Source organism: Caulobacter sp. FV2ps19, assembly GCF_058681035.1.
On record NZ_CM178729.1, the window covers coordinates 1076649 to 1097328 of the forward strand.

Annotated in this window: 23 protein-coding genes and 1 riboswitch; of the genes, 11 read left to right on the forward strand and 12 right to left on the reverse strand. The window is 66.0% G+C overall.

Annotation, left to right across the window (positions count from 1 at the left end):
* Positions 1–3: 3 nt before the first annotated feature.
* Positions 4–801 carry a TSUP family transporter gene (locus tag ACW18B_RS05130; RefSeq protein WP_492050104.1) on the reverse strand — a complete coding sequence of 266 codons (798 nt, stop codon included), beginning with the start codon at positions 799–801 and terminating at the stop codon, positions 4–6.
* 100 nt (positions 802–901) lie between these two features.
* Positions 902–1285, reverse strand: a complete 384-nt coding sequence (locus ACW18B_RS05135; RefSeq protein ID WP_492050106.1) for a DUF6481 family protein — start codon at positions 1283–1285, stop codon at positions 902–904.
* Positions 1286–1669: 384 nt separating this feature from the next.
* On the opposite strand from ACW18B_RS05135, the gene ACW18B_RS05140 reads away from it, so the two are divergent.
* The 5 genes from ACW18B_RS05140 to ACW18B_RS05160 are packed head-to-tail and all read left to right on the forward strand — an operon-like array spanning position 1670 to position 4216.
* Positions 1670–2053, forward strand: coding sequence for an AtpZ/AtpI family protein (locus ACW18B_RS05140; protein ID WP_492050108.1), 384 nt, complete (start codon positions 1670–1672; stop codon positions 2051–2053).
* Positions 2054–2078: 25 nt separating this feature from the next.
* Entirely contained in the window at positions 2079–2858 is a 780-nt protein-coding gene (locus ACW18B_RS05145) for a F0F1 ATP synthase subunit A (RefSeq protein ID WP_492051608.1), read from the forward strand.
* A gap of 49 nt (positions 2859–2907) precedes the next feature.
* Positions 2908–3132, forward strand: a complete 225-nt coding sequence (locus ACW18B_RS05150; protein WP_422182030.1) for a F0F1 ATP synthase subunit C — start codon at positions 2908–2910, stop codon at positions 3130–3132.
* 25 nt (positions 3133–3157) lie between these two features.
* The gene (locus ACW18B_RS05155) at positions 3158–3694 is read left to right on the forward strand and encodes a F0F1 ATP synthase subunit B family protein (protein WP_492050110.1); all 537 of its coding nucleotides are present in this window, start codon (positions 3158–3160) and stop codon (positions 3692–3694) included.
* 12 nt (positions 3695–3706) lie between these two features.
* Positions 3707–4216, forward strand: coding sequence for a F0F1 ATP synthase subunit B (locus tag ACW18B_RS05160; protein WP_492050112.1), 510 nt, complete (start codon positions 3707–3709; stop codon positions 4214–4216).
* Positions 4217–4253: 37 nt separating this feature from the next.
* Here the strand turns inward: ACW18B_RS05160 and ACW18B_RS05165 are convergent, their stop codons facing one another.
* The 6 genes from ACW18B_RS05165 to gcvT form a co-directional block, all read right to left on the reverse strand.
* A complete protein-coding gene (locus tag ACW18B_RS05165; protein ID WP_492050114.1) occupies positions 4254–4700 on the reverse strand; it encodes a hypothetical protein in 447 nt (148 codons plus the stop codon).
* Positions 4697–5104, reverse strand: a complete 408-nt coding sequence (locus tag ACW18B_RS05170) for a hypothetical protein (RefSeq protein WP_492050116.1) — start codon at positions 5102–5104, stop codon at positions 4697–4699. Before ACW18B_RS05170 ends, ACW18B_RS05165 begins: the two co-directional genes overlap by 4 nt.
* Before the next feature lie 132 nt (positions 5105–5236).
* Positions 5237–6814 carry an aminomethyl-transferring glycine dehydrogenase subunit GcvPB gene (gcvPB, locus tag ACW18B_RS05175; RefSeq protein ID WP_492050118.1) on the reverse strand — a complete coding sequence of 526 codons (1578 nt, stop codon included), beginning with the start codon at positions 6812–6814 and terminating at the stop codon, positions 5237–5239.
* Positions 6811–8157 (reverse strand): aminomethyl-transferring glycine dehydrogenase subunit GcvPA, encoded by a 1347-nt coding sequence (gene gcvPA, locus ACW18B_RS05180; RefSeq protein WP_492050120.1) that lies wholly within the window; start codon positions 8155–8157, stop codon positions 6811–6813. The genes gcvPB and gcvPA overlap by 4 nt, the downstream gene beginning before the upstream one ends.
* 14 nt (positions 8158–8171) lie before the next feature.
* Positions 8172–8537 (reverse strand): glycine cleavage system protein GcvH, encoded by a 366-nt coding sequence (gene gcvH, locus ACW18B_RS05185; RefSeq protein ID WP_492050122.1) that lies wholly within the window; start codon positions 8535–8537, stop codon positions 8172–8174.
* An 18-nt stretch (positions 8538–8555) separates the two neighbouring features.
* Positions 8556–9668 (reverse strand): glycine cleavage system aminomethyltransferase GcvT, encoded by a 1113-nt coding sequence (gcvT, locus tag ACW18B_RS05190; RefSeq protein ID WP_492050123.1) that lies wholly within the window; start codon positions 9666–9668, stop codon positions 8556–8558.
* Between the two features lie 186 nt (positions 9669–9854).
* A riboswitch (glycine riboswitch) is annotated at positions 9855–9946 on the reverse strand.
* 182 nt (positions 9947–10128) lie between these two features.
* Between gcvT and ACW18B_RS05195 the strand changes: the two genes are divergently transcribed.
* Positions 10129–11928: a methyl-accepting chemotaxis protein gene (locus ACW18B_RS05195; RefSeq protein ID WP_492050124.1), complete on the forward strand. Its 1800-nt coding sequence runs from the start codon at positions 10129–10131 to the stop codon at positions 11926–11928.
* A gap of 47 nt (positions 11929–11975) precedes the next feature.
* Here ACW18B_RS05195 and ACW18B_RS05200 read toward each other — a convergent pair whose 3' ends face one another.
* Both ACW18B_RS05200 and ACW18B_RS05205 read right to left on the reverse strand, forming a co-directional pair.
* A complete protein-coding gene (locus ACW18B_RS05200; protein ID WP_492050126.1) occupies positions 11976–13778 on the reverse strand; it encodes an arginine--tRNA ligase in 1803 nt (600 codons plus the stop codon).
* Positions 13775–14479, reverse strand: a complete 705-nt coding sequence (locus ACW18B_RS05205; protein WP_492050128.1) for a Tat pathway signal sequence domain protein — start codon at positions 14477–14479, stop codon at positions 13775–13777. Before ACW18B_RS05205 ends, ACW18B_RS05200 begins: the two co-directional genes overlap by 4 nt.
* Before the next feature lie 162 nt (positions 14480–14641).
* Between ACW18B_RS05205 and ispH the strand changes: the two genes are divergently transcribed.
* The 5 genes from ispH to ACW18B_RS05230 are packed head-to-tail and all read left to right on the forward strand — an operon-like array spanning position 14642 to position 18930.
* Positions 14642–15601: a 4-hydroxy-3-methylbut-2-enyl diphosphate reductase gene (gene ispH / locus ACW18B_RS05210; RefSeq protein ID WP_492050130.1), complete on the forward strand. Its 960-nt coding sequence runs from the start codon at positions 14642–14644 to the stop codon at positions 15599–15601.
* A gap of 42 nt (positions 15602–15643) precedes the next feature.
* Positions 15644–16606, forward strand: a complete 963-nt coding sequence (gene thrB, locus ACW18B_RS05215; RefSeq protein WP_492050131.1) for a homoserine kinase — start codon at positions 15644–15646, stop codon at positions 16604–16606.
* On the forward strand, positions 16603–17043 hold the full coding sequence (rnhA, locus tag ACW18B_RS05220; RefSeq protein ID WP_492050132.1) for a ribonuclease HI: 441 nt from the start codon (positions 16603–16605) through the stop codon (positions 17041–17043). The genes thrB and rnhA overlap by 4 nt, the downstream gene beginning before the upstream one ends.
* A gap of 13 nt (positions 17044–17056) precedes the next feature.
* A complete protein-coding gene (locus tag ACW18B_RS05225; protein WP_492050134.1) occupies positions 17057–17689 on the forward strand; it encodes a recombinase family protein in 633 nt (210 codons plus the stop codon).
* Between the two features lie 32 nt (positions 17690–17721).
* Positions 17722–18930, forward strand: coding sequence for a hypothetical protein (locus ACW18B_RS05230; protein ID WP_492050136.1), 1209 nt, complete (start codon positions 17722–17724; stop codon positions 18928–18930).
* A gap of 16 nt (positions 18931–18946) precedes the next feature.
* On the opposite strand, the gene ACW18B_RS05235 is transcribed toward ACW18B_RS05230, so the two are convergent.
* Together ACW18B_RS05235 and ACW18B_RS05240 are read right to left on the reverse strand one after the other, a co-directional pair.
* Complete coding sequence (locus tag ACW18B_RS05235; protein ID WP_492050138.1) at positions 18947–19708, reverse strand: ABC transporter permease; 762 nt, start codon at positions 19706–19708, stop codon at positions 18947–18949.
* A complete protein-coding gene (locus ACW18B_RS05240; RefSeq protein ID WP_492050140.1) occupies positions 19705–20646 on the reverse strand; it encodes an ABC transporter ATP-binding protein in 942 nt (313 codons plus the stop codon). Before ACW18B_RS05240 ends, ACW18B_RS05235 begins: the two co-directional genes overlap by 4 nt.
* Between the last annotated feature and the right edge of the window lie 34 nt (positions 20647–20680).

The following is a 20680-nucleotide window of genomic DNA, read 5'->3' on the forward strand; positions in this document are numbered from 1 at the left end:
GCGTCAGCCGCCGAGCAATCCCGCGACCGCGTGCCGAAGCGGATTGGCAGGGTCGGCCAGCAGCTTGATCGCCATGGCGCAGGAAATCGTCACCAGCAACGGCCGGATCAGTTTTGGGCCAAATCGCATGGCCAGGCGCGAGCCGATCTGGGCGCCGATGAAGGCCCCGGCCGCCATGGCCAGGCCGATCGGCCAGACGACCGCGCCCTTCAGAACGAACAGGCTCAGACTGCCCAGATTGCTGGCGGCGTTGGCGAGCTTGGTGTGGGCGGTGGCCTTCAGCGCGCCGTAGCCCAACAGGGTGACGATGGCGACCATGTAGAACGCGCCGGCGCCGGGACCGAAGATCCCGTCATAGAAGCCGACGATCGGGATCACGAAGGCGATCACCACCCACATCGGCGCGCGCGGCAGGGCGTCCTCGACCTTCAGGGCCCGCGAAAAGCCGAAATAGAGCGCGATCAGGATCAGCAGCAGGGGAACCAGGGCCGCCAGCACCTTGGGCGACAGCAGACTGGCGCAGAGCGCGCCGCACAGGCCCGCCACGGCCGCGGCGGCGGCGACCGGCAGGGCGGTCTTCCAGTCGATCAGCCCGCGCCGCGCGAAGGCCAGGGTCGAGGAGAGGGCGCTGATCGCGCCCTGCAGCTTGTTGGTGCCCAGGGCGACGACGGGATTGAGGCCCGCGAGCAGCAGGGCGGGCACGGTCAACAAACCGCCGCCCCCGGCGATCGCATCGAAGGCGCCGGCGATCATCGCGACGCCGAACAGGGTCGCGAGAAGTTCTGGTTGGAAAAAATTCACAGGCCGCTCTCCCGCACGGTTGGCTCGTGAGAGCCAGGACCATGCGGTCGAGTCTAGGCCCGGAGAAAGGGAAGCGCCTGAAAGGCCGCTTCCCGCCGGATCAACCGATCAGGTTGCCCCATTCGTGAGCGCGGGCGCTCTTGCTGGTGCGGCCGAGGGAGCGAAGCTGCTCGCGCTGGGCGGCCTTCTCTTCCTTGCGCATCTTCTGCTCGGCGGCGGCGTCGGACTTGCGTTCCTTACGCTCGGCGCGCTTGGCGGCCAGGATCAGCTCCTGCTTGGCCAGCTGCTCGAGGCGAACGAGTTCGCGGGCTTCGGCGCGAGCGGCGCGCACGGCTTCCAGTTCGGCGGCGCGAAGCTCTTCGCGCTTGTCGAAATCGGGATCCGTGACGGTGGGCTTGGGCTTCAGTTTCGCCAGCATAGCCTTCTTGGCTTCGGCGGCGGCGGAGATACGATCGGAGAATCCGGTGTTCTTCAGATGCGACATGAATCTTCTGGCTAAGGGAAAGACGCGGCTCTAAAACCCCAAAAAAGCGAAAAAGGCAATGCGTCTTCCTGTACGCGTCGCCTGGAAGCGCCTGTCTGCGGCGATTTTTCCGTCCGTCGGCCCCGCTCCTGTTTCCAGCTCCCCCTGCGTCAACGCCGGCGCGCGTTTCTTTCGCCAGACCGCAACGCGGGAAGCGTCGCCGCAAGGTTTTGCCCGTCATGCCGCCGGCGAGCCAAAAACGCCTTATTATACAGCTGCTTGCAACAGGCCTTGGCCAGCTTGACGCACCGCAACGAGCCCTATAGGTTCCGCCGCGATCAAGCCGGCCGGAATTCCGCCTCTTTTCGGGGGTGGCCGCAGGCGTTTTCGGACCTGACCGCTCCCATGCCCAAGGCCGACGAACCGAACGACAAGGCTCTACACAGCCTCGACGCTCGGCTCGACGCGTTCGAGGCCAAGAAGGCGGCGGAACAGCCGGTGCGCGCGGAGCACGAGAAATCGTCTCAGGACGGCTATCGTCTTCTGGCGGATTTGATAGGCGGTGTTCTGGTGGGGCTCGGCTTTGGCTGGCTGCTCGACCACTACGCCCACACGGCGCCCTGGGGCATGGTTGGCGGTCTGCTGATCGGCATGGGGGGCTCGATATTCTCCGTCGTCCGCAAGGCGACAAAACTGAGCGCGCAGGCGTCGACGACTTCTCCCCAACAGGAGAGCGCCGGCGAAGACACGGGAGGCGGGTCTACCGCCCCCAAGCAGAAGAGAGACTAGGGCCTTGGCCACGCCGATCGACCCGATGCACCAGTTCCTGATCCAAAAGGTCGCTGGTCTGCCCGCCATGGGCTTCACCGTGCCCGGCCTCGGCTATATCGACATGACGATCACCAATTCGATCGCCGCCATGTTGCTGGCCGCGACGCTGATCATCGTGTTCTACGCCGCCGCCTCGGCCAAGGCCGCCGTGATTCCCGGCCGCCTGCAGACCGTGGGCGAGATGCTCTACGGCCTAGTCAACGGCCTGACCGAGTCGATCATCGGCCACGACGGCAAGAAGTATCTGCCGTTCGTCTTCACCCTGTTCGCCTTCGTGCTGTTCTTGAACCTGCAGGGGATGCTGTTTGGCTGGACCGGCAACTTCCTGGGCTTCACCGCCACCTCGCAGCTGGCCGTCACCCTGACCCTGGGCATGCTGGTCATCCTGACCGTCGTCGCCGTCGGCTTCGCCAAGAACGGCCTCAAGTTCTTCAAGCTGTTCGCCCCGTCGGGCGTGCCGTGGCCGCTGTATTTCCTGCTGGTGCCGATCGAGATCATCTCGTTCCTGATCCGCCCGGTCACCCTGGCCCTGCGTCTGTTCGGCAACATGCTGGGCGGCCACGTCGTGCTGAAGATCTTCGCGACCTTCGTGGCGATCCTGCTGGCGATGTCTCCGGCCTTCTGGCTGGTCAGCCTGCTGTCGCTTTTCTCCGTCGTCGCCCTGACGGCCCTAGAGTTCATGGTGGCCTTCCTGCAGGCCTTCGTGTTCGCGGTGCTCACCTGCGTCTATCTGAATGACGTCGTGCACCTCGACAGCCACTGATCACCGCTTCATCTTTTCAAACCAAATCCCCTTCCAAGGAGTCTCAATCATGGACGCTGCTGCAGCAAAGTACATCGGCGCCGGTCTGGCCATGCTCGGCATGGTCGGCGCGGGCATCGGCCTGGGCATCATGTTCGGCAACTATTTCCAAGGCGCCCTGCGGAACCCGACCGCCGCTGCTCAAGAACGCCCGATGCTGTTCCTCGGCATGGCGCTGACCGAAGCCCTGGGCATCTTCGCCCTGGTCATCGCCTTCCTGATCCTCTTCTCCTAATCCCTAGCTAAAGGCGACTTCGCCCATGGCGACGGAACCCCACGGCACGGTCGAAACGACTGGCGCGCCCGAGGCTCACAGCAGCGGCGGACTTCCGCAACTGCAGTTCGAGCACTGGGGCGGCCAGATTGTTTGGCTGCTGCTCATCTTCGCCGTTCTCTATGCGGTGCTGTCCAAGGGGCTGCTGCCCCGGGTCAGCGGCGCCATCGAGACCCGCGGCGCCAAGATCGCCGGCGACATCGCCGACGCCCGTCGTCTGAAGGACGAAGCCGAGGTCCAGGCCCGCGCGGCTGCGGCCGAGGTCGCCGAGGCTCGCGCCTCGGCCCAGAAGACCGCGGCTGACGCGAAGGCCAAGGCTTCGGCCCTGGCCGCCGAGCGTCAGGCGAAGGAAGAAGCGGTTCTGGCTGAAAAGCTGGCCGCCGCTGAGGCCGATATCCAGGCTGCGCGCGACAAGGCCATGAGCCATGTCTCCGCCGTGGCTTCGGATACGGCCGGCGCCATCGTCGAAAAGCTGACGGGCAAGGCGGCCACGGCCGCCGAGCTCAAAGCGGCTCTGGCCTAAGGAGAGACGACGATGGAACACGAGTCCCTGTTCAGCCTCGCCAACCCCGAGTTCTGGGTTCTGGTCGCTCTGGTCCTGTTCATCGGCCTGCTGGTCGTGCTCAAGGTCCTGCCCGGCGCCCTGTTCTCGGCCCTCGACGCGCATGCCGCCAAGATCAAGGCCGAACTCGATGAAGCCCAGCAACTGCGGGAAGAGGCCCAGGCCCTGCTCGCGGACGTGAAGGCCCAACGTGAGGACGCCGAACGTCAGGCCGTCGGCATGATCGAAGCCGCCAAGGCTGACGCCAAGCGTCTCGCCGAGGAAGCCAAGGTCAAGCTCGAGGAGCAGATCAAGCGCCGCGCCGAAATGGCCGAACGCAAGATCGCCCAGGCCGAAGCCCAGGCCACAGCCGACGTCAAGGCGGCGGCTGTGGACCTCGCAGCCCAGGCCGCCGAGGCGGTGTTCTCCGCGCGTCTGGCGGGTCTGAAAAGCGATCCGCTGATCGACGCCGCCATCGGCCAGATGGGCGCGAAGCTGCAATAGCGGCTATCACGCGGGTGAAATGATCAAGGGCGCGAACCTAAGCGGTTCGCGCCCTTTTTCTTTGGCTCCAGGCTCGGCGGGCGTGCTTTCGGCCCCGCTTCAGAACCCGCCAGTGCGCCTTGCGCAGAACCATCTTCTCGGTCCGCAGCAGTTGCTGCCAGAAGACCAGCAGCACCTCGGGCTCGCGTCGCATCAGTCGGCGGATCGGGAACACCAGCTTGGGGTGACGCCTCTGCCAGCGGATGAACTGCTTTCGCGCCTGGATCGAGTAGCGCAGCACGACCATCAGCCCGATGACCAGCAGCGGCAGGCCCAGGTGGCCCGGCAGGGGCGTCAGGATCGCGCCGGCGATGATGATCAGGCTGCCGACGGTAATTGCCGCGATACGGTAGGCCCGCGCCGCAGACTCGCGCAGAAGCAAGGCCAGTCGTGCACGACGACGAACCTTCTGCCGAATATCGATCGATGTGGTGATCGGGTTCAACGACGACGCTTGAAGGACTTGCGCAGGCGCACGGCGACCCGCCAGCGACGCGGCACGACCAGACGCTCGATCCGTAGCGCCTGCTGCCAGGCCACCAGCACGACCTCGGGCTCACGCCGCAGCAGGCGGCGGAGCGGAAAGATCAGCTTGGGGTGGGCGTGCTGGAAGCGCACGAACTGCTTGCGGGCCTTGAACGAGTTGCGCAGCACCAGCATCAGCCCGACCACCGTCAGGGGAAGGCCCAGGGGACCGGGCAACGGCGCAATCAACGCGCCGCCCAGAATCAGCAGCAGGCCAAGCGTCACCAAGGAGATGCGCAGGACCCGCGCAACAATCGCGCGCGCGAGATCATCAGCCGGTGAAAAGCGGGCGCGGGGCATGGCGAGGGCGACTGAAACGTTCATGAAGGAGCTAACGGACTTCGCGATCCTTTTGCTCCCTGGAAAATCCAGTCAGCCCGGCGCGCGAGCCTGATATGTGGATCGATAAGGGCGCCGTAAAGGCGCCCTTTCGACGCGTCTTGAAATACAGACCTGCTATTCGGCGGCGAGTGGCGCTTCAGCCACAGGTTTCCACCTCAACCGGGGCTTGCGGGCCGCCAGGGTCTCGTCGAGACGCCGCATCGGCGCGTGGAACGGCGCGCCCTTGAAGCGTTGGGCGTCTCCTGCTTTCGCGGCGCCGGCCAGAGCGCGGAGCGCAACCACGAAGCGGTCCAGCTCCTGCTTGGACTCGGTCTCGGTCGGCTCGATCAGCATCGCGCCGTGCACGACCAGCGGGAAATACATGGTCATCGGGTGGAAGCCCTCGTCGATCATCGCCTTGGCGAAGTCGAGCGTCGTCACGCCCGTGCCTTCCAGCCAGCTGTCGTCGAACAGGGCCTCGTGCATGCACGGCCCGTCCGGGAAGGCCGGGCTCATCACGTCCGACAGACGAGCCTTCAGATAGTTGGCGTTGAGGACGGCGTCCTCGGCCACCTGGCGCAGGCCGTCAGCGCCGTGGCTGAGCATGTAGGCATAGGCGCGGACAAACATGCCCATCTGACCATGGAAGGCGCTCATGCGGCCGAAGGCGGTTTCAGCGCCCTCTTCGCCGGCGTGCTCGACCAGGGCGAAGCCGTCGTCGCCATGCACGAGCCACGGGGTGGGCGCGAAGGCCGCCAGAGCCTCGCTGAGCACCACCGGACCCGCGCCCGGACCACCACCGCCGTGGGGCGTCGAAAAGGTCTTGTGCAGGTTGATGTGCATGGCGTCGACGCCCAGGTCGCCCGGGCGCACCCGGCCGACGATGGCGTTGAAGTTGGCGCCGTCGCAGTAGAAATAGGCCCCGGCCGCGTGGGTCAGACGCGCGATCTCGACCACGTCGCGCTCGAACAGGCCGCAGGTGTTGGGATTGGTGACCATGATGGCGGCCACGTGGTCGCCCAGCTTGGACTCCAGGTCGGCCAGGTCGACACGTCCGTCCTCGGTCTGGGCGATCTCGACCACGGTATAGCCGACAAAGGCCGCCGTGGCCGGGTTGGTGCCGTGGGCGCTGGTCGGCGCCAGGACAGTCTTGCGATGACCTTGGCCGTTGGCTTCATGGGCGGCGCGGATGGCCAGCATGCCGCACATCTCGCCGTGGGCGCCGGCCTTCGGCGTCAGGGCGACAGCCGGCATGCCGGTCAGGGTCTTCAGCCAGTGCGCCAGACGGTCCATCAGTTGCAAGGCGCCCTGCACCGTCGACTGCGGCTGCAGCGGGTGGATGTCGGAAAAGCCCGGCAGGCGCGCCATCTTCTCGTTAAGGCGCGGGTTGTGCTTCATCGTGCACGAGCCCAGCGGATACAGCGCCAGGTCGATGGCGTGGTTCTTCTGGGACAGACGCACATAGTGACGGACGGCCTCGGGCTCGGAGAGACCCGGCAGGCCGATCGGCGCGGCGCGCAACAGGCCCGACAGATCGTCGGCGGGGGGCGAGGCTTCGGGCAGATCGACGCCGGTCTTGTTCCAGCCATCCCGTTCGAAGATCAGCGCTTCGTCCTGCAGCAGGCCGCGGGCTCCGGTCAGGGTGGCGTGCGCGTCGACCGCGTCATTGACGGCTTCGGGACGGGTCGGCCGTCCAACGCTATTCATGCTCATTGGGCGATGACCTTGGCCAGGACCTTGGAAAAGAAGGTGATGTCGATATCGAGCGTCGTCTCGGTGGCGGCGACCAGCAGGACGTCGTCGAGACCGGCCTTGGCGTCGAGGCGCGAGAACGGCACGCCGGCGATGACGCCGTTGGCGGCCAGGGTCTCGACGATCTCGGCGGCGTCGCCGGGCACGCGGATGGCGAACTCGTTAAAGAAGCGGTGGGTGAGGATCTCGACCCCCGGCACGGCGGCGAGGGCGTCGCGCAAGGCGCGGGCCTTCTGGTGGTTGATCGCCGCCAGCTGACGCAGGCCCACCTCGCCCAGCAGGCTCATGTGGATGCTGAAGGCCAGGGCGCACAGGCCGCTGTTGGTGCAGATGTTCGACGTGGCCTTGTCGCGGCGGATGTGCTGCTCGCGGGTGGACAGGGTCAGGACAAAGCCGCGACGGCCGTCGGCGTCGACAGTCTCGCCGCACAGGCGACCCGGCGCCTGGCGGATGTATTTTTCCTTGCAGGCGAACAGGCCGACATAGGGTCCGCCGAAATTCAGGCCGTTGCCGATCGACTGGCCCTCGGCCACGACGATGTCCGCGCCCATTTCGCCGGGCGACTTCAACAGACCCAGCGACACCACCTCGGTCGTCACCACGATCAGCAGGGCTCCGGCGGCCTGGGCGGCGGCGGCGATCTTGCTGACGTCGGTGGCCGTGCCGAACACGTTGGGGGTCTGGACGACGACGCAGGCGGTGTCGGCGTCGATGGCGGCGATCACCGCGTCCTCGGCGTCGATGGCGACGGCCAGACGCTCGGTGGCGACGCCGGCCGCATGGGCGAGGGTCTCGACCGTCTCGACATAGTGCGGGTGGACGCCGCCCGACATCACCGCCTTGTTGCGGCGGGTGATGCGGGTGGCCATCATCACCGCCTCGGCGGCGGCGGTGGAGCCGTCATAGAGCGAGGCGTTGGCCACTTCCATGCCGGTCAGGGCCGCGACCTGGGTCTGGAACTCGAACAGCACCTGAAGCGTGCCCTGGGCGATTTCCGGCTGATAGGGCGTGTAGCTGGTCAGGAATTCCGACCGCTGGATGATGTGGTCGACCGAGGCCGGCACATGGTGGCGATAGGCCCCCGCGCCGCAGAAGAACGGACCATCCCCCGCCGCCCGATTGCGTTTGGCCAGGGCGGCCATCTCGCGCTCGACTTCCAACTCGCCGGTATGCAGCGGCAAGTCGACGGTTCCGGAACGCTGGGCGGAGGCGGGTACGTCGACGAACAGCGCGTCGATCGAGTCCACGCCGATGACGCCCAGCATCTCGGCGCGATCTTCGGGTGTAAGGGGAAGGTAGCGCATGATCTTGTCCGGACCTAAAGCGTGCCGAGGAAGGTTTCGTAGGCGTCGCGATCCATCAGGGCTTCGACCTCCGACGGGTTCGACAGCTTGATCTTGCTGAACCAGCCGCCGGCTTCGGGGGCGGCATTGACCGTGTCAGGCGCGTCGCCCAGGGCGGTGTTGGCCTCCACGACCTCACCCGACACCGGGGCGTAGACGTCGGAGGCGGCCTTGACGCTTTCGACCACGGCCAGGGCGTCGCCCTGTTTGACGGTCTTGCCGACCTCGGGAACCTCGACGAACACCACATCGCCCAGTTGCTCGGCGGCATAGGCGGTGATGCCGACCGTGGCGACGTCGCCGTCAACGACAACCCACTCGTGATCCTTGGTGAAATACATGTCAGGGCCCTTTTTGATCTAGATCTTGCGCACGTAGCGATTGGGAACGAACGGCGAGGCCACGACCTCGGCCGACTGCGGCTTGCCGCGAACGATGACCTTCAGCTTGGTCCCGAGCGCGGAAAAGGGCAGCGGGGCGAAGCCGATGGCGATCGCGCCGCCGACACTGGGGCCAAAGCCGCCGCTGGTGACCACGCCGATCACGGCGCCGGTCTCGTCAGCGATTTCCGCCCCTTCACGGGCTGGCGCGCCTTCCAGGATGCGCAGGTTGACCCGCACGCGCTTGAGGTCGCCGGCCAGTTCCCGGGTGATGCGATCGACGCCGCGATAGTCGCCGGCCTCGCGACGGCTCTTGCCGATGGCGAAGTTCATGCCGGCCTCGATCGGCGAGACGGTCTCGTCCATGTCGTGGCCGTACAGCGGCAGACCCGCTTCCAGGCGCAGGCTGTCGCGAGCGCCCAGGCCGATGGCCTTCACGCGCGCGTCGGCTAGCAGGGTGTTCCAGATGCGGGTCGCGTCAGCGGCGGGCACGGAGATCTCGTAGCCGTCCTCGCCGGTGTAGCCCGAGCGGGAGATGATGGCGTCGACGCCAAAGGCGGTCAGCGCCCTGGTGTCCATGAACACCATGCTCGCGACCTCTGGAACGTGGGCGGCCAGCACGGCGGCGGCCTCGGGCCCTTGCAGCGCCAGCAGCGCGCGGTCTTCCAGGCGCTCGACGGTCGCTTCGCCCTTCAGGGCTTCGGCGATGATCGCGTAGTCGTTGTCCTTGCAGGCGCCGTTGACCACGATGAACAGACCGTCGTCGTCGGGACGCGCGGTCATCAGGTCATCGATCACGCCGCCTTCGGCGTTCAGCAGAACGGCATAGCGCTGCTTGCCCGGCTTGAGGCCCTGATAGTCGGCCGAGACCAGCTTTTCGAAGCTCCTGGCGGGATTGTCGCCGCGCAGCCGGGCCTGGCCCATGTGCGAAACGTCGAACAGGCCGGCGTGCTCGCGGGTCCAGAGGTGCTCCTTGAGCACCCCGTCCTTGTACTGCACCGGCATGGAATAGCCCGCGAACGGGACCATGCGCGCGCCGGCGGCGACATGCGCGTCGAACAGGGGCGTCTTCTTGAGATCTTGGTCGGACACGCGGGGACTCCAAAACGGGACGGCGCTGCTGGTCCGGCTTCCGCCAGACGATCGCGCCCCCGCTGTCCCTTAGACCTGAGAGATTCCGGCCGCCCTTCAAAGTGAAAAGGGGACAGCCTTGCTCCTTCGGCGGGCAATCCCACTCCCTGTTCTAAAGGAGGGCAGATTGCCTCTTTCCAGCGTTCCTAAACCCGCGCGGTCCTTTTGCCTGAGCGTTTCCGGGGCGGTTGCGCCTTCGGCCTCGGGACGCGAATCCCGATGTCTCCCGCGTGGGTCATCGGCTCAATGCGGGAGGGGTCCTCAGGAGTCAAGCGCGGGGCGAAACTGCCTTCAGCGCCGCAACACTCAAAACGGGTATTTGATCCACAGCTCTCGCCTGAGGCACAAGGCCGCAGCTGAGGTTTCCAGCGCATTAACCATCCCAAGCTGAACTGTGGAGGTCATCACGCCGGAACCCACCATGACCCTCCGAATTCGCGACGCCCTCAATCTCTTCGCCGGCGCGCTACTGCTGGGCTTCATCCTGGTCACGGGCGCCGCCGTGTTCTCCCTGATGGAACTGCGGGTCGGCGGCCCGCTGTCCCAGAAGCAAACCCATGCCTACGAGCTGCTGGCGGACATCCTTCCGCCGCCGCTCTATCTGGTCGAGTCCATGCTGATCGTCCACCACGGCGCCGAAGACACTGGGGAGGCCGAAGCGACGCTCGCGAGCCTGAAGGCCCTCCACCATCAGTATGACGACCGGCGAGCCTACTGGAAAACCTATGCTCTGCCGACCGGGACCCGCGAGACCCTTGAACAGTCGATGATTGAGGGCGACGCATTCTGGGCCCTCGTGGACAAGGACTATGCTCCGGCGCTGCAGGCCGGCGACATCATCGCGATCAATACCACCATCGCCGCGCTTGAGCCGATCTATGCCCGTCATCGCAAGATTATCGACCGTCTGACCGTGTTGGCCAACCAGGCCGCCAACGACTCGGTGCGAGAAGCCGAGCGCACCACCCGGATCGTCTTCGTTCTGCTGGCCTTGGCCACATTGCTGATGTTGACGGTCGTGGTGGCGGGAACCGGCGCCTTGCGCAGTTTCGTGGTGTCGCCGCTGGCCAAGGTCTCAGCCTATATGGGCCGACTGGCGGCGGGCGACTTCACCCATGAGGTGCCGCTGCAGGAGCGCTCCGACGAGGTTGGCGACATGGCCCGATCGGTTGCGGCGTTCCGTTTGGCCTCTCTGGAGCGGCAGGCCGCCACCAAGGCTCACAACGAACAGGAAGTGCAGGCGCGCGCCAAAAGCGCCGAGGACGCTCGAAACGAGGAACGCCGCCTGCGTCAAAACGTGGTCGACAGCCTGGGCGAGGGCCTGCGCCGGCTGGCGGCCGGCGATCTCTCCCAGCGGATCTCGCAATCCTTCCCGGAGGATTTCGAGCGTTTGCGCCAGGACTTCAACAGTTCAATGGAAACGCTCGAACAGGCCATCAGCCAGGTGATCGCCAGCACCGGCGCGGTCGATGGCGGCTCACGCGAGATCTCGTCGGCCTCCGATGATCTGGCGCGCCGCACCGAACAACAGGCCGCCAGCCTTGAAGAAACGGCGGCCGCGCTCGGTGAAGTCACCTCGACCATTCGTCAGACGGCGGAGAACGCCACGGAAGCCCAGAAAGCCGCCGCGGTCAGCCGCTCCATGGTCGGCCAGTCCAGCGCCGTCGCCACCGAGGCCATGACGGCCATGGAGCGCATTGACGCCTCATCCCAGAAGATTGGCCAGATCATCACGGTGATCGACGAGATCGCCTTCCAGACCAACCTCCTGGCCCTGAATGCCGGGGTCGAAGCGGCGCGGGCTGGCGATGCGGGGCGCGGCTTTGCGGTCGTCGCCCAGGAAGTCCGGGCCCTGGCCCAGCGCTCGGCCGACGCCGCCAAGGAGATCAAGACCCTGGTCACCGAGGCCTCGGACAGTGTTCAGAGCGGCGTGGGGCTGGTGGTGCGGGTGGGCGAGGAACTGGCCGGCGTCGTCGAACAGTTCGCCAGGATCGAAGGCCTGGTCAGCACGATCGCCTCCGCCGCCCGTCAACAGGCGACCGGCCTGGCCGAGGTCAATACGGCCGTCGGCCAGATGGATCAGGTCACCCAGCAGAACGCGGCCATGGTCGAGGAGACCACCGCCGCCAGCCACAGCCTGACGCGGGAGGCGGGCGAGCTGGGCGTGCTGCTCAAGCGCTTTACCGTCGGGAGCAAGAAGACCGCCGCCAGGGCGGCATAGGCCGGCGACACAGGGACGGACAACGCGGCGTCCGTCCCGTTTGAAAGCTACATCCGTTCGGGCGCCTCGATGCCGAGCAACTCCAGCGCCTGCTCCAGCTGACGCAGGGTGGTCTGGGCCAGGTTGAGGCGCGAGGCGCGTGTGGTCTCGTCCTCGGCGCTCATGATCGGACAGGCCGCGTAGAACTTCGAGAAGGTCTGGGCCAGCTTGTAGGCGTGCTCAGCCACGAAGTTGGGCGCCTTCTTGTCATAGGCTTCCGACAGCGCGCCTTCGAAGGCGTCCAGCAGCATGGCCAGATCCCGCTCGGCCGGCTCGCCGATGATGATCCGGCCAGCCGTCGCGCCCGCCTCGGCCGCACGGCGCAGCACGCTCTTGATCCGCACCGACTGGTAAAGCAGGTACGGGCCTGTCTTGCCCTCGAAGCTGGTGAAGCGATCCAGGTCGAAGACATAGGACGTGCCGCGGAAGTTTTGCAGATCGGCGAACTTCAGGGCCGCGATCCCCACCTTGTGGGCGGTGTCCTCGAAGGCCTCTTCCGACAGTTCGGCGCCGAGGCCGGCTTCGCGCAGGCGCTCGCGGGCCTTTTCGCGGGCCATCTCGATCAGGTCGTGCAACTTCAAGACGCCGCCGGCGCGGGTCTTGAACGGCTTGCCGTCGCTGCCGTTCATGGTGCCAAAGCCGATATGCTCCAGCGTGCCCGGCTCGGCATAGCCAGCCAGATAGGCGGCGCGGAACACCGTTTCGAAGTGGTCGGCCTGACGCTGGTCGACGCAGTAGAGGATCAGGTGCGGGTCGAACGAACTGCGGCGATCCAGGATCGTCGCCAGGTCGGTCGTGCCATACATCGCGGAGCCTTCGGAGGACACCACGAGCAACGGCAGTACGTCGCGCTTGTCGCCCTCCTGGGACACGCGAACGATCCGGGCGCCCTGGTCCTCGACCAACAGGCCCTTGTCTTCGAGCTGGCGCACCATCGGCGCGATCAGCTCCTGAACGTCGCTTTCGCCCTTCCAAAGGTCGAAGTCGACACCCAGCGCATGGAATTCCCGTTCCAGGGCCACCCGGCTGACGGTGACGAAGTGACGCCACAGCAGACGATAGCCAAAGCGCCCGTTCTGCAGTTCGGCGGTCGCCCGGCGGGCCCGCTCCTTGTACTCAAGATCTTCCTTCTGGCGCGTCGAGGCCAGCGGGTAGAGGCGGTCAAGATCGGCCAGGCTGATGCGCGGCGCCAGTTCGGCCAGCACCTTGTCTTCGTCGGCCTTGGTAAAGCCGCGCGGCGCCTCGGGCAGCTTCTCCATCAGGGCGCGGACAAAGGGGTCCTCGTCCATCACCGCGGTGATCAACAGACCCATCTGGAAGCCCCAGTCGCCGAAGTGGGCGTCGCCCACCACGTCGTCGCCGCGGAAGCGATACAGGCGCTTGACCGACTCGCCGATGATCGAGGCGCGCAGGTGGCCCACATGCATCGGCTTGGCGACATTGGGACCGGCATAGTCGATCAGCACGCGACGCGGCTGCTCGACAAATTCAGCGCCGGCGCGCGGATCGGCCGCGATCTCCTTGGCCCGGGCCGAAAGCGCCTCGGCGCTGACCCGCATGTTGATGAAGCCGACGCCCGCGATCTCCACCGACGCCAGGCGCGGATCACCCTTGAGGTGATCGACCACCTGCACCGCGATCTCGCGCGGATTGCGCTTGGCGCTCTTGGCCGCCGCGAGGGCGCCGTTGCATTGGAAATCGGCAAGGTCGGGCCGGTCGGACGCCGTGACACGCCCGAACTCGGGAGAAAGTCCGGCGGCCTGGAAAGCGGCCGCGGCCGCTTCGCTCAGGGACCGCTTCAAATCGCTCATTGCTTGGTGGTAGCCCCTGCTTGTGCGGTCTGGCCCGCATTGACCCGGAAGCGCTTGCCCTCGCGATTGAAGGCGGCCATCTCGGGGGTCACGTCAAAGCCGATCAACACTTCGAAATTGCCGCCGCTGACCTTGGCGTCGGCGCGCGGGATCGTGATGCTCTGCAACTGTTCGGTGGCGAAGACCCGGTCCTGGCCGGCCGGGAAGGTGATCGGAAGATCGAAATATTCCTTGGCGATCACAGCCTGGTTCCGCTCGGTCACGGCCACCCAGTAGCGATAGGTGTGGTGCTCGTCCGGGGCTTCCGGGCCACGTCCCAGCTGGAACAGCACCTCGACGCGCATGGTGATCGGGTCATCGCTCTTATAGGCGCAGCCGGAGGAAATCCCCTGGATCTCGCCCGTATAGCCTGCGGCGGACGGGCTTTCACGACCGTCCTTGAACTCGATGAACCGGCTGGCGTCGTACAGCACCTTCACATAGGGGCACGGACCGGCGTTGCGCAGCTGGGCCAGGGGCGCCTTGGACTGGTTCCACTCCTCGTCACGCTTCTTCTTCTTGCCGGCCTCGGCATTGTCGTCGCCGCCCTGGCCCTGCCCCTGGCCGCCGCGACCGCCCATCTGGGCGTGGGCGACCGTGGTCGAGGCGGCGATCGAAACGGCCATCAGAGCGCTGAGGGCGAGCGTGAAATTACGGCGCATGAAACGTCCGGTCAGAATTGAAGAGCCTGAAGGAGCGTATGCCCCAGACGGCGTCATGCAGCCTGATAAAGGCATATGCGTGACGTCGCAATGTACTGCTTTGGCCGCGCAGGCGGGCGGCGACGCTGGCGCGAACGGCGCCGAACGCTTAGGTTCACGGCCATGAACGCCCACGCTCCGGTCCGCCCGCCCCTTACCATCGTGCTCGCCAGCCCGCGGGGCTTCTGCGCGGGGGTCGATCGCGCCATTCAGATTGTCGAGCGCGCGATCGAAAAATTCGGCGCGCCCGTCTATGTCCGCCACGAGATCGTCCACAACCGCCACGTCGTCGATCGTCTGAAAGCCCTGGGCGCGGTGTTCATCGAGGAGCTGTCCGAAGCCCCCGATGATCGCCCGATCGTGTTCTCGGCCCATGGGGTGCCCAAGTCGGTGCCGACCGAGGCCAAGGCCCGCCAGATGATCTACCTGGACGCCACCTGCCCGCTGGTCTCCAAGGTCCATGTGGAGGCCCAGAAGCATTTCGATGCGGGTCGCGAGATCGTGCTGATCGGTCATGCCGCCCACCCCGAAGTCGTCGGGACCATGGGTCAACTGCCCGAGGGCTCGGTAACCCTGATCGAGAATATCGACGACGCCCGTGTCTGGACGCCGAAGGACGCCGCCAATGTGGCCTTCCTGACCCAGACTACCCTGTCGGTCGACGACACCGCCGACATGGTCGACCTCTTGAAGGCCCGCTTCCCCGGCATCGCCGCGCCGCACAAGGAAGACATCTGCTACGCCACGACCAATCGCCAGGACGCGGTCAAGCATCTGGCGGGTTCGTCGGAGCTGATCCTGGTGGTCGGGTCACGCAACTCCTCCAACTCTGTGCGCCTGGCGGAGGTTGGCCTGAAGGCCGGGGCCCGTGACGCAAGGCTGATTGACGACGCCGGCGGCCTGGACTGGTCGTGGTTCGAGGGCGTCTCGCGCGTGGGCCTCACGGCCGGGGCCTCGGCCCCCGAGGACCTGGTTCAAGGCGTCATCGACGCCATCGCCCAGCGCTATGACGTCACCATCGAGGACCTGATCGAAGCTCGCGAAACGGTCACCTTCAAGCTGCCGAGACTGCTGACGACCTGACGCCCTCTTGACCGGCAGCGCCGCCTACCGCATCCCCCGATCATGGCCGTTTACACCGACATCACCGACGAAGAACTCGCCGCCTTCCTGGCCGACTTCGACCTGGGCCAGGCCCTGGCGTTCAAGGGCATCGCCGAGGGCGTGGAGAACTCCAACTTTCTGCTGGAGACGGAGGCCGGTCGGTTCATTCTGACGGTCTATGAAAAGCGCGCCCAGCCCGAGGATCTGCCCTATTTCCTCAACCTGATGCGCTGGCTGGCCGATCGCGGCTTTCCCAGCGCCACGCCGATCGCCGACAAGGCCGGGCGCACATTGAAGACCCTTCGCGGCAAGCCCGCCGCCCTGGTGCAGTTCCTGCCGGGGCTGTCCGTGCGGCGGCCGACCGTCGCCCACTGTCGCCAGGCCGGCGAGGGCCTGGCCCATCTTCATCTGGCCGGCGAAGGCTATCCAGGTCGCCGTCCCAATGATCTGGGCCAGCCCTATTGGGCGCCGCTGTTCGCCAAACATCGCCAGGGCGCCGAGGATCTCAAGCCGGGTCTGTCGGCGACCATCGACCGGGATCTGGCGGAGCTGGCCCTGGCCTGGCCGCGCGACCTGCCGTCGGGGGTGATCCACGCCGACTATTTCCCAGACAATGTTTTCTTCCGGCCCGACGGCCAGTTCGCCGCGGCCATCGACTTCTATTTCGCCTGCGACGACAGCTACGCCTATGACGTCGCGGTAACCCTGAACGCCTGGTGCTTCGAGCCCGACGGCAGCTTCAACGCCACGGCCGCCGCCGCCCTTTTGACCGGCTATCAGCGCCGCCGGCCGCTGAGCCCGGCCGAGAAACAGGCCTTGCCGATCCTGGCGCGCGGCGCGGCCATGCGCTTTTTCCTGACCCGTCTGGCCGACTGGAAGGCGACCCCGGTCGGGGCCCTGGTCAAGCCGCATGATCCGATGGAATACGAGCGCAAGCTGGCCGTGCACCGCGAGGGTCTGACCCTGTTCGGAGCCGGCCTATGACCCCCAAGGTCATCGTCTATACGGACGGCGCCTGTAAGGGGAACCCCGGCCCGGGCGGCTGGGGCGCGCTGATGATGTATGGCGACAAGAAGAAGGAAATCTGCGGCGGTGAGTCTCCGACCACCAACAACCGCATGGAGCTGATGGGCGCTATCATGGCTCTGGAGACCCTCAACAAGCCCTGCAAGGTCGAGCTGCACACCGACAGCCAGTATGTGATGAAGGGCGTGACCCAGTGGATCCACGGCTGGAAGGCGCGCGGCTGGCGCACAGCCGACAAGAGCCCGGTCAAGAACGACGACCTGTGGAAGCGCCTGGACGCCGCCCGCAACCGCCACGAGGTCGACTGGCGCTGGGTCAAGGGTCACGCGGGCCATCCGCTGAACGAGCGGGCCGACGAACTGGCCAACCGGGGCCTGAGCGAGACGCGGCGATAGAGCGTCGGAAGTTGTGGGCGACCTGCGCTCGGCGCCGGAAACCCCTCGCCAACGGCCGGTCGGTTTGCAAAGTGCCGAAATGAATTTCGTCGGCTACTACCGCCTGCCCCCGGTTCGCGGGATCTTCTTCAGCCCCGCCCAGGAAGAGCGGCTGCTGCTTCTGGGCTGCCAGGAAGTCTTCAGCGATCGGTGCCTGGCCGGCGGTGTGATGCGGCCAGGCTTGGATCGCGCCCTGGCCGCCCTGGAGGATGGCGGGACCCTGGCCGTGCCCAGCCTGCATGCCATGGCCGGTGCGATGGTCGATCTGCTGGAGCTGATCCTGAAGCTCAAGGCGCGGGATCTGAATTTGATCGTCGTCCAGCCGGCGATCGACACCCGCAGCGACCCCGGCTTCTTCGACGCTATCCAGGCCCTGGCGATCTTCAACGGCGAGCGCGCCATGATCCGCGCGACCGAGGCCTCGATGATCGCCAAGGGCTTCCCCCGTCCCGGCGCCAAGGCTTCGACGGCGCCGGTTCTCGGGGCTCAGGCTACGGAGGCAAGCCATGAGCCTGACGCATCAGCAACGGACCTTGATCAAAGCCCCACCCAAACGGAACAGAGCGATCCGGCTCTAGGTACTCGCTCGCAGGCGGGCTTACCCTGACGACTGAGCGCTTGGCTCGACAGGACGGCAACTTGCATATTCTGATTTTGGCGACCGTGATCGCCGTCCTGGTCGCGCTCAGTCTGTCCTTCGGCCCGGTCGCCCGCAGCATGCGCTGGTCGGCGACGGTCACGCCTCTGGCCTCGATCATCGGCAGCGGCTTCCTGATCTGCGGGCCGCTGCTGGCCAAGGAATTTGGATCGGCCGCCATCGGCGCCGAAGCCATTCTTCTGGTGATCGCCTATGCGATGGGCGCGGTGATGCGCTTCAATATCCTTCACGTGGAAGACTATCTGGAGGCGACGCCCTTCAATGACCGCATCGCCTGGCTGGCCCGCATCAGCCAGGTCGTGCTGGCCTTGGCCTATGCGGTTTCGGTGGCCTACTACCTCAAGCTGCTGGCGGAGTTCAGCCTCAGGCCGTTTCACCTCGACCCCGCCCATCACGACCTCGTCTCCAAACTTCTGGTGACAGCCATCATTGGCGGACTGATCAGTCTGGTGTTTTTCGGCAATCTGAAACGCGTGGAGACCCTCGCCCACGGCGCCGTCGCGGTGAAGCTGGGCGTGATCGCGGGCATGATGACGGCGCTGGCGGTGTTCTGGATCCTCCATGGCGCCCGCGCGCCCGCGCCGCCCGCGGTGGTCAACCTGCACAGCGCGCCCATGCTGCTGGGCCTGCTGATCACCGTCCAGGGGTTCGAGACGTCGCGCTATCTTGGCTATGCCTATGATCAGCAGACCCGGATCATCACCATGCGGCGCGCCCAGTGGATTTCGTCGGCCATTTACGCCGCCTTCCTGCTGCTGCTGACGCCGTTTCTGAGTCAGGCTGCGGCGACGCCCGGGGTGGCGGGCATTCTCGACATCATGGAAGGCGTCGCGCCCTTCCTGGGACTGCTGGTCCTGAGCGGCGCGATTTCCAGCCAGATGAGCGCGGCGGTGGCGGACTCGATCGGCGCGGGCGGGTTAATGAACGAGGTCAGCCAGAAGCGTCTCAGCGTACCGGCCGCGTTCGTCACCGCCGCAGGTCTGTCGCTGGCTCTGGTCTGGATCACCGACCCGTTCCAGGTGATCGCCCTGTCATCGCGGGCCTTCGCGCTCTTTTACGCCCTGCAGTGCGGCCTGGGCCTCTGGGTCTCGCTGCGCACCGGACGTGGCGGGCCTTGGGCCCGCGCCGGCATGGCGGTGGTCGGCCTGGTCTGCATCATCGCGGCCGCAGTGGGCGCCCCGGCCGAGTAGGGCCGGGGCGAGAGCCTCAGGTCTTCAGACGATAGCCGGTCTTGAAGATCCACCAGACCGCGGTCAGGCAGATCACCAGAAACACGCAGGTCATGGCCAGGCTGATCCCGACGCCGACATCCGAGACACCGTAGAAGCTCCAGCGGAAGCCGCTGATCAGATAGACCACCGGGTTGAACAGGGTGATCTTCTGCCAGATCGGCGGCAGCATGCTGATCGAATAGAAGCTGCCGCCCAGGAAGGTCAGGGGCGTGATGATCAGCGCCGGAACGATCTGCAGTTTCTGGAAATTGTCGGCCCAGACCCCGATCACGAAGCCGAACAGGCTGAAGGTCACCGCCGTCAGCACCAGGAACAGCGCCATCACGAACGGGTGGGCGATTTCGAACGGGACGAAGATCCGCGCCGTGGCCAGGATCAGCAGACCCAGCAGCACCGACTTGCTCGCCGCCGCCCCGACATAACCGATCACCGTCTCGATCCACGACACGGGGGCCGACAGCAGTTCATAGATCGTGCCGGCCCATTTGGGCATGTAGATGCCGAAGGCGGCGTTGGAGATGCTCTCGCTGAGCAGCGACAGCATGACCAGGCCCGGAATGATGAAGGCGCCGTAGCTGACCCCGTCGATGGCCTGCATGCGCGAGCCGATCGCCGAGCCGAACACCACGAAATACAGCGAGGTTGAAATCACCGGCGCCAGGATGCTCTGGGCCAGGGTGCGGAACCACCGCGACAGCTCGAAGCGGTAGATGGCCTTGATGGCGTGGACGTTCATTTGGAGTCCCTCACCAGGCTGACAAAGATATCTTCCAGCGAGCTCTGGCTGGTGTGCAGGTCTTTGAAGTCGACACCCGCCTCGCCCAGGCGGCGCAGAAGATCGGCGATGCCGGTCTCCTCGGCCTGGACGTCGAAGGTGTAGATCAACTCATGGCCGTCGCTGGCCAGTTCCAGGGGATCGCTGGACAGGGCGGCCGGGATCGCGGTCAGCGGGCTTTGCAGTTGCAGCGTCAGCTGCTTCTTGCCCAGCTTGCGCATCAACACGGTCTTGTCCTCGACCAGGATGATCTCGCCCTTGCTGATCACCCCGATCCTGTCGGCCATCTCCTCGGCCTCCTCGATATAGTGGGTGGTCAGGATGATGGTGACGCCGCTCTCGCGCAGGGCCCGGACCATCTCCCACATGTCGCGACGCAGCTCCACGTCGACGCCGGCGGTGGGCTCGTCGAGGAACAGGATGGTCGGTTCGTGGCTCAGGGCCTTGGCGATCATCACCCGGCGCTTCATGCCGCCCGACAGGGCCATGATCTTGCTGTCCTTCTTGTCCCACAGGGACAGGTCGCGCAGGATCTTCTCGATATAGGCGTCGTTGGGCGCCTTGCCGAAGAGGCCGCGGGAGAAGCGCACCGTCGCCCACACCGTCTCGAAGGCGTCGGTGTGCAGCTCCTGCGGCACCAAACCGATCTTGGTGCGGGCGGCGCGATAGTCGCGCACCACGTCGTGACCATCGGCCAGGATCGTTCCCGTGCTGGGATTGACGATGCCGCAGATGATGCTGATCAAAGTGGTCTTGCCGGCCCCGTTTGGCCCCAGCAGGGCGAAGATCTCGCCCTTGCGGATCTGAAGATCCACGGACTTCAGAGCCTGGTGGCCCGAAGCATAGGTCTTGGTCAGACCCGATACCGAAATAATGCCCGTCACGGGGCCCCCTGTCATTCCCCGCGCGATGCAAGCTGCGGTGTAGGCGCCA

Bases quoted from the DNA above. Each gene is read 5' to 3' on its own strand.
- ACW18B_RS05135 (WP_492050106.1), bottom strand. From the start codon at position 1,285: ATGTCGCATCTGAAGAACACCGGATTCTCCGATCGTATCTCCGCCGCC.
- ACW18B_RS05140 (WP_492050108.1), top strand. From the start codon at position 1,670: ATGCCCAAGGCCGACGAACCGAACGACAAGGCTCTACACAGCCTCGAC.
- ACW18B_RS05145 (WP_492051608.1), top strand. From the start codon at position 2,079: ATGCACCAGTTCCTGATCCAAAAGGTCGCTGGTCTGCCCGCCATGGGC.
- ACW18B_RS05150 (WP_422182030.1), top strand. From the start codon at position 2,908: ATGGACGCTGCTGCAGCAAAGTACATCGGCGCCGGTCTGGCCATGCTC.
- ACW18B_RS05155 (WP_492050110.1), top strand. From the start codon at position 3,158: ATGGCGACGGAACCCCACGGCACGGTCGAAACGACTGGCGCGCCCGAG.
- ACW18B_RS05160 (WP_492050112.1), top strand. From the start codon at position 3,707: ATGGAACACGAGTCCCTGTTCAGCCTCGCCAACCCCGAGTTCTGGGTT.
- ACW18B_RS05170 (WP_492050116.1), bottom strand. From the start codon at position 5,104: ATGAACGTTTCAGTCGCCCTCGCCATGCCCCGCGCCCGCTTTTCACCG.
- gcvPB (WP_492050118.1), bottom strand. From the start codon at position 6,814: ATGAGCATGAATAGCGTTGGACGGCCGACCCGTCCCGAAGCCGTCAAT.
- gcvPA (WP_492050120.1), bottom strand. From the start codon at position 8,157: ATGCGCTACCTTCCCCTTACACCCGAAGATCGCGCCGAGATGCTGGGC.
- gcvH (WP_492050122.1), bottom strand. From the start codon at position 8,537: ATGTATTTCACCAAGGATCACGAGTGGGTTGTCGTTGACGGCGACGTC.
- ACW18B_RS05195 (WP_492050124.1), top strand. From the start codon at position 10,129: ATGACCCTCCGAATTCGCGACGCCCTCAATCTCTTCGCCGGCGCGCTA.
- ACW18B_RS05200 (WP_492050126.1), bottom strand. From the start codon at position 13,778: ATGAGCGATTTGAAGCGGTCCCTGAGCGAAGCGGCCGCGGCCGCTTTC.
- ACW18B_RS05205 (WP_492050128.1), bottom strand. From the start codon at position 14,479: ATGCGCCGTAATTTCACGCTCGCCCTCAGCGCTCTGATGGCCGTTTCG.
- ispH (WP_492050130.1), top strand. From the start codon at position 14,642: ATGAACGCCCACGCTCCGGTCCGCCCGCCCCTTACCATCGTGCTCGCC.
- thrB (WP_492050131.1), top strand. From the start codon at position 15,644: ATGGCCGTTTACACCGACATCACCGACGAAGAACTCGCCGCCTTCCTG.
- rnhA (WP_492050132.1), top strand. From the start codon at position 16,603: ATGACCCCCAAGGTCATCGTCTATACGGACGGCGCCTGTAAGGGGAAC.
- ACW18B_RS05235 (WP_492050138.1), bottom strand. From the start codon at position 19,708: ATGAACGTCCACGCCATCAAGGCCATCTACCGCTTCGAGCTGTCGCGG.
- ACW18B_RS05240 (WP_492050140.1), bottom strand. From the start codon at position 20,646: ATGACAGGGGGCCCCGTGACGGGCATTATTTCGGTATCGGGTCTGACC.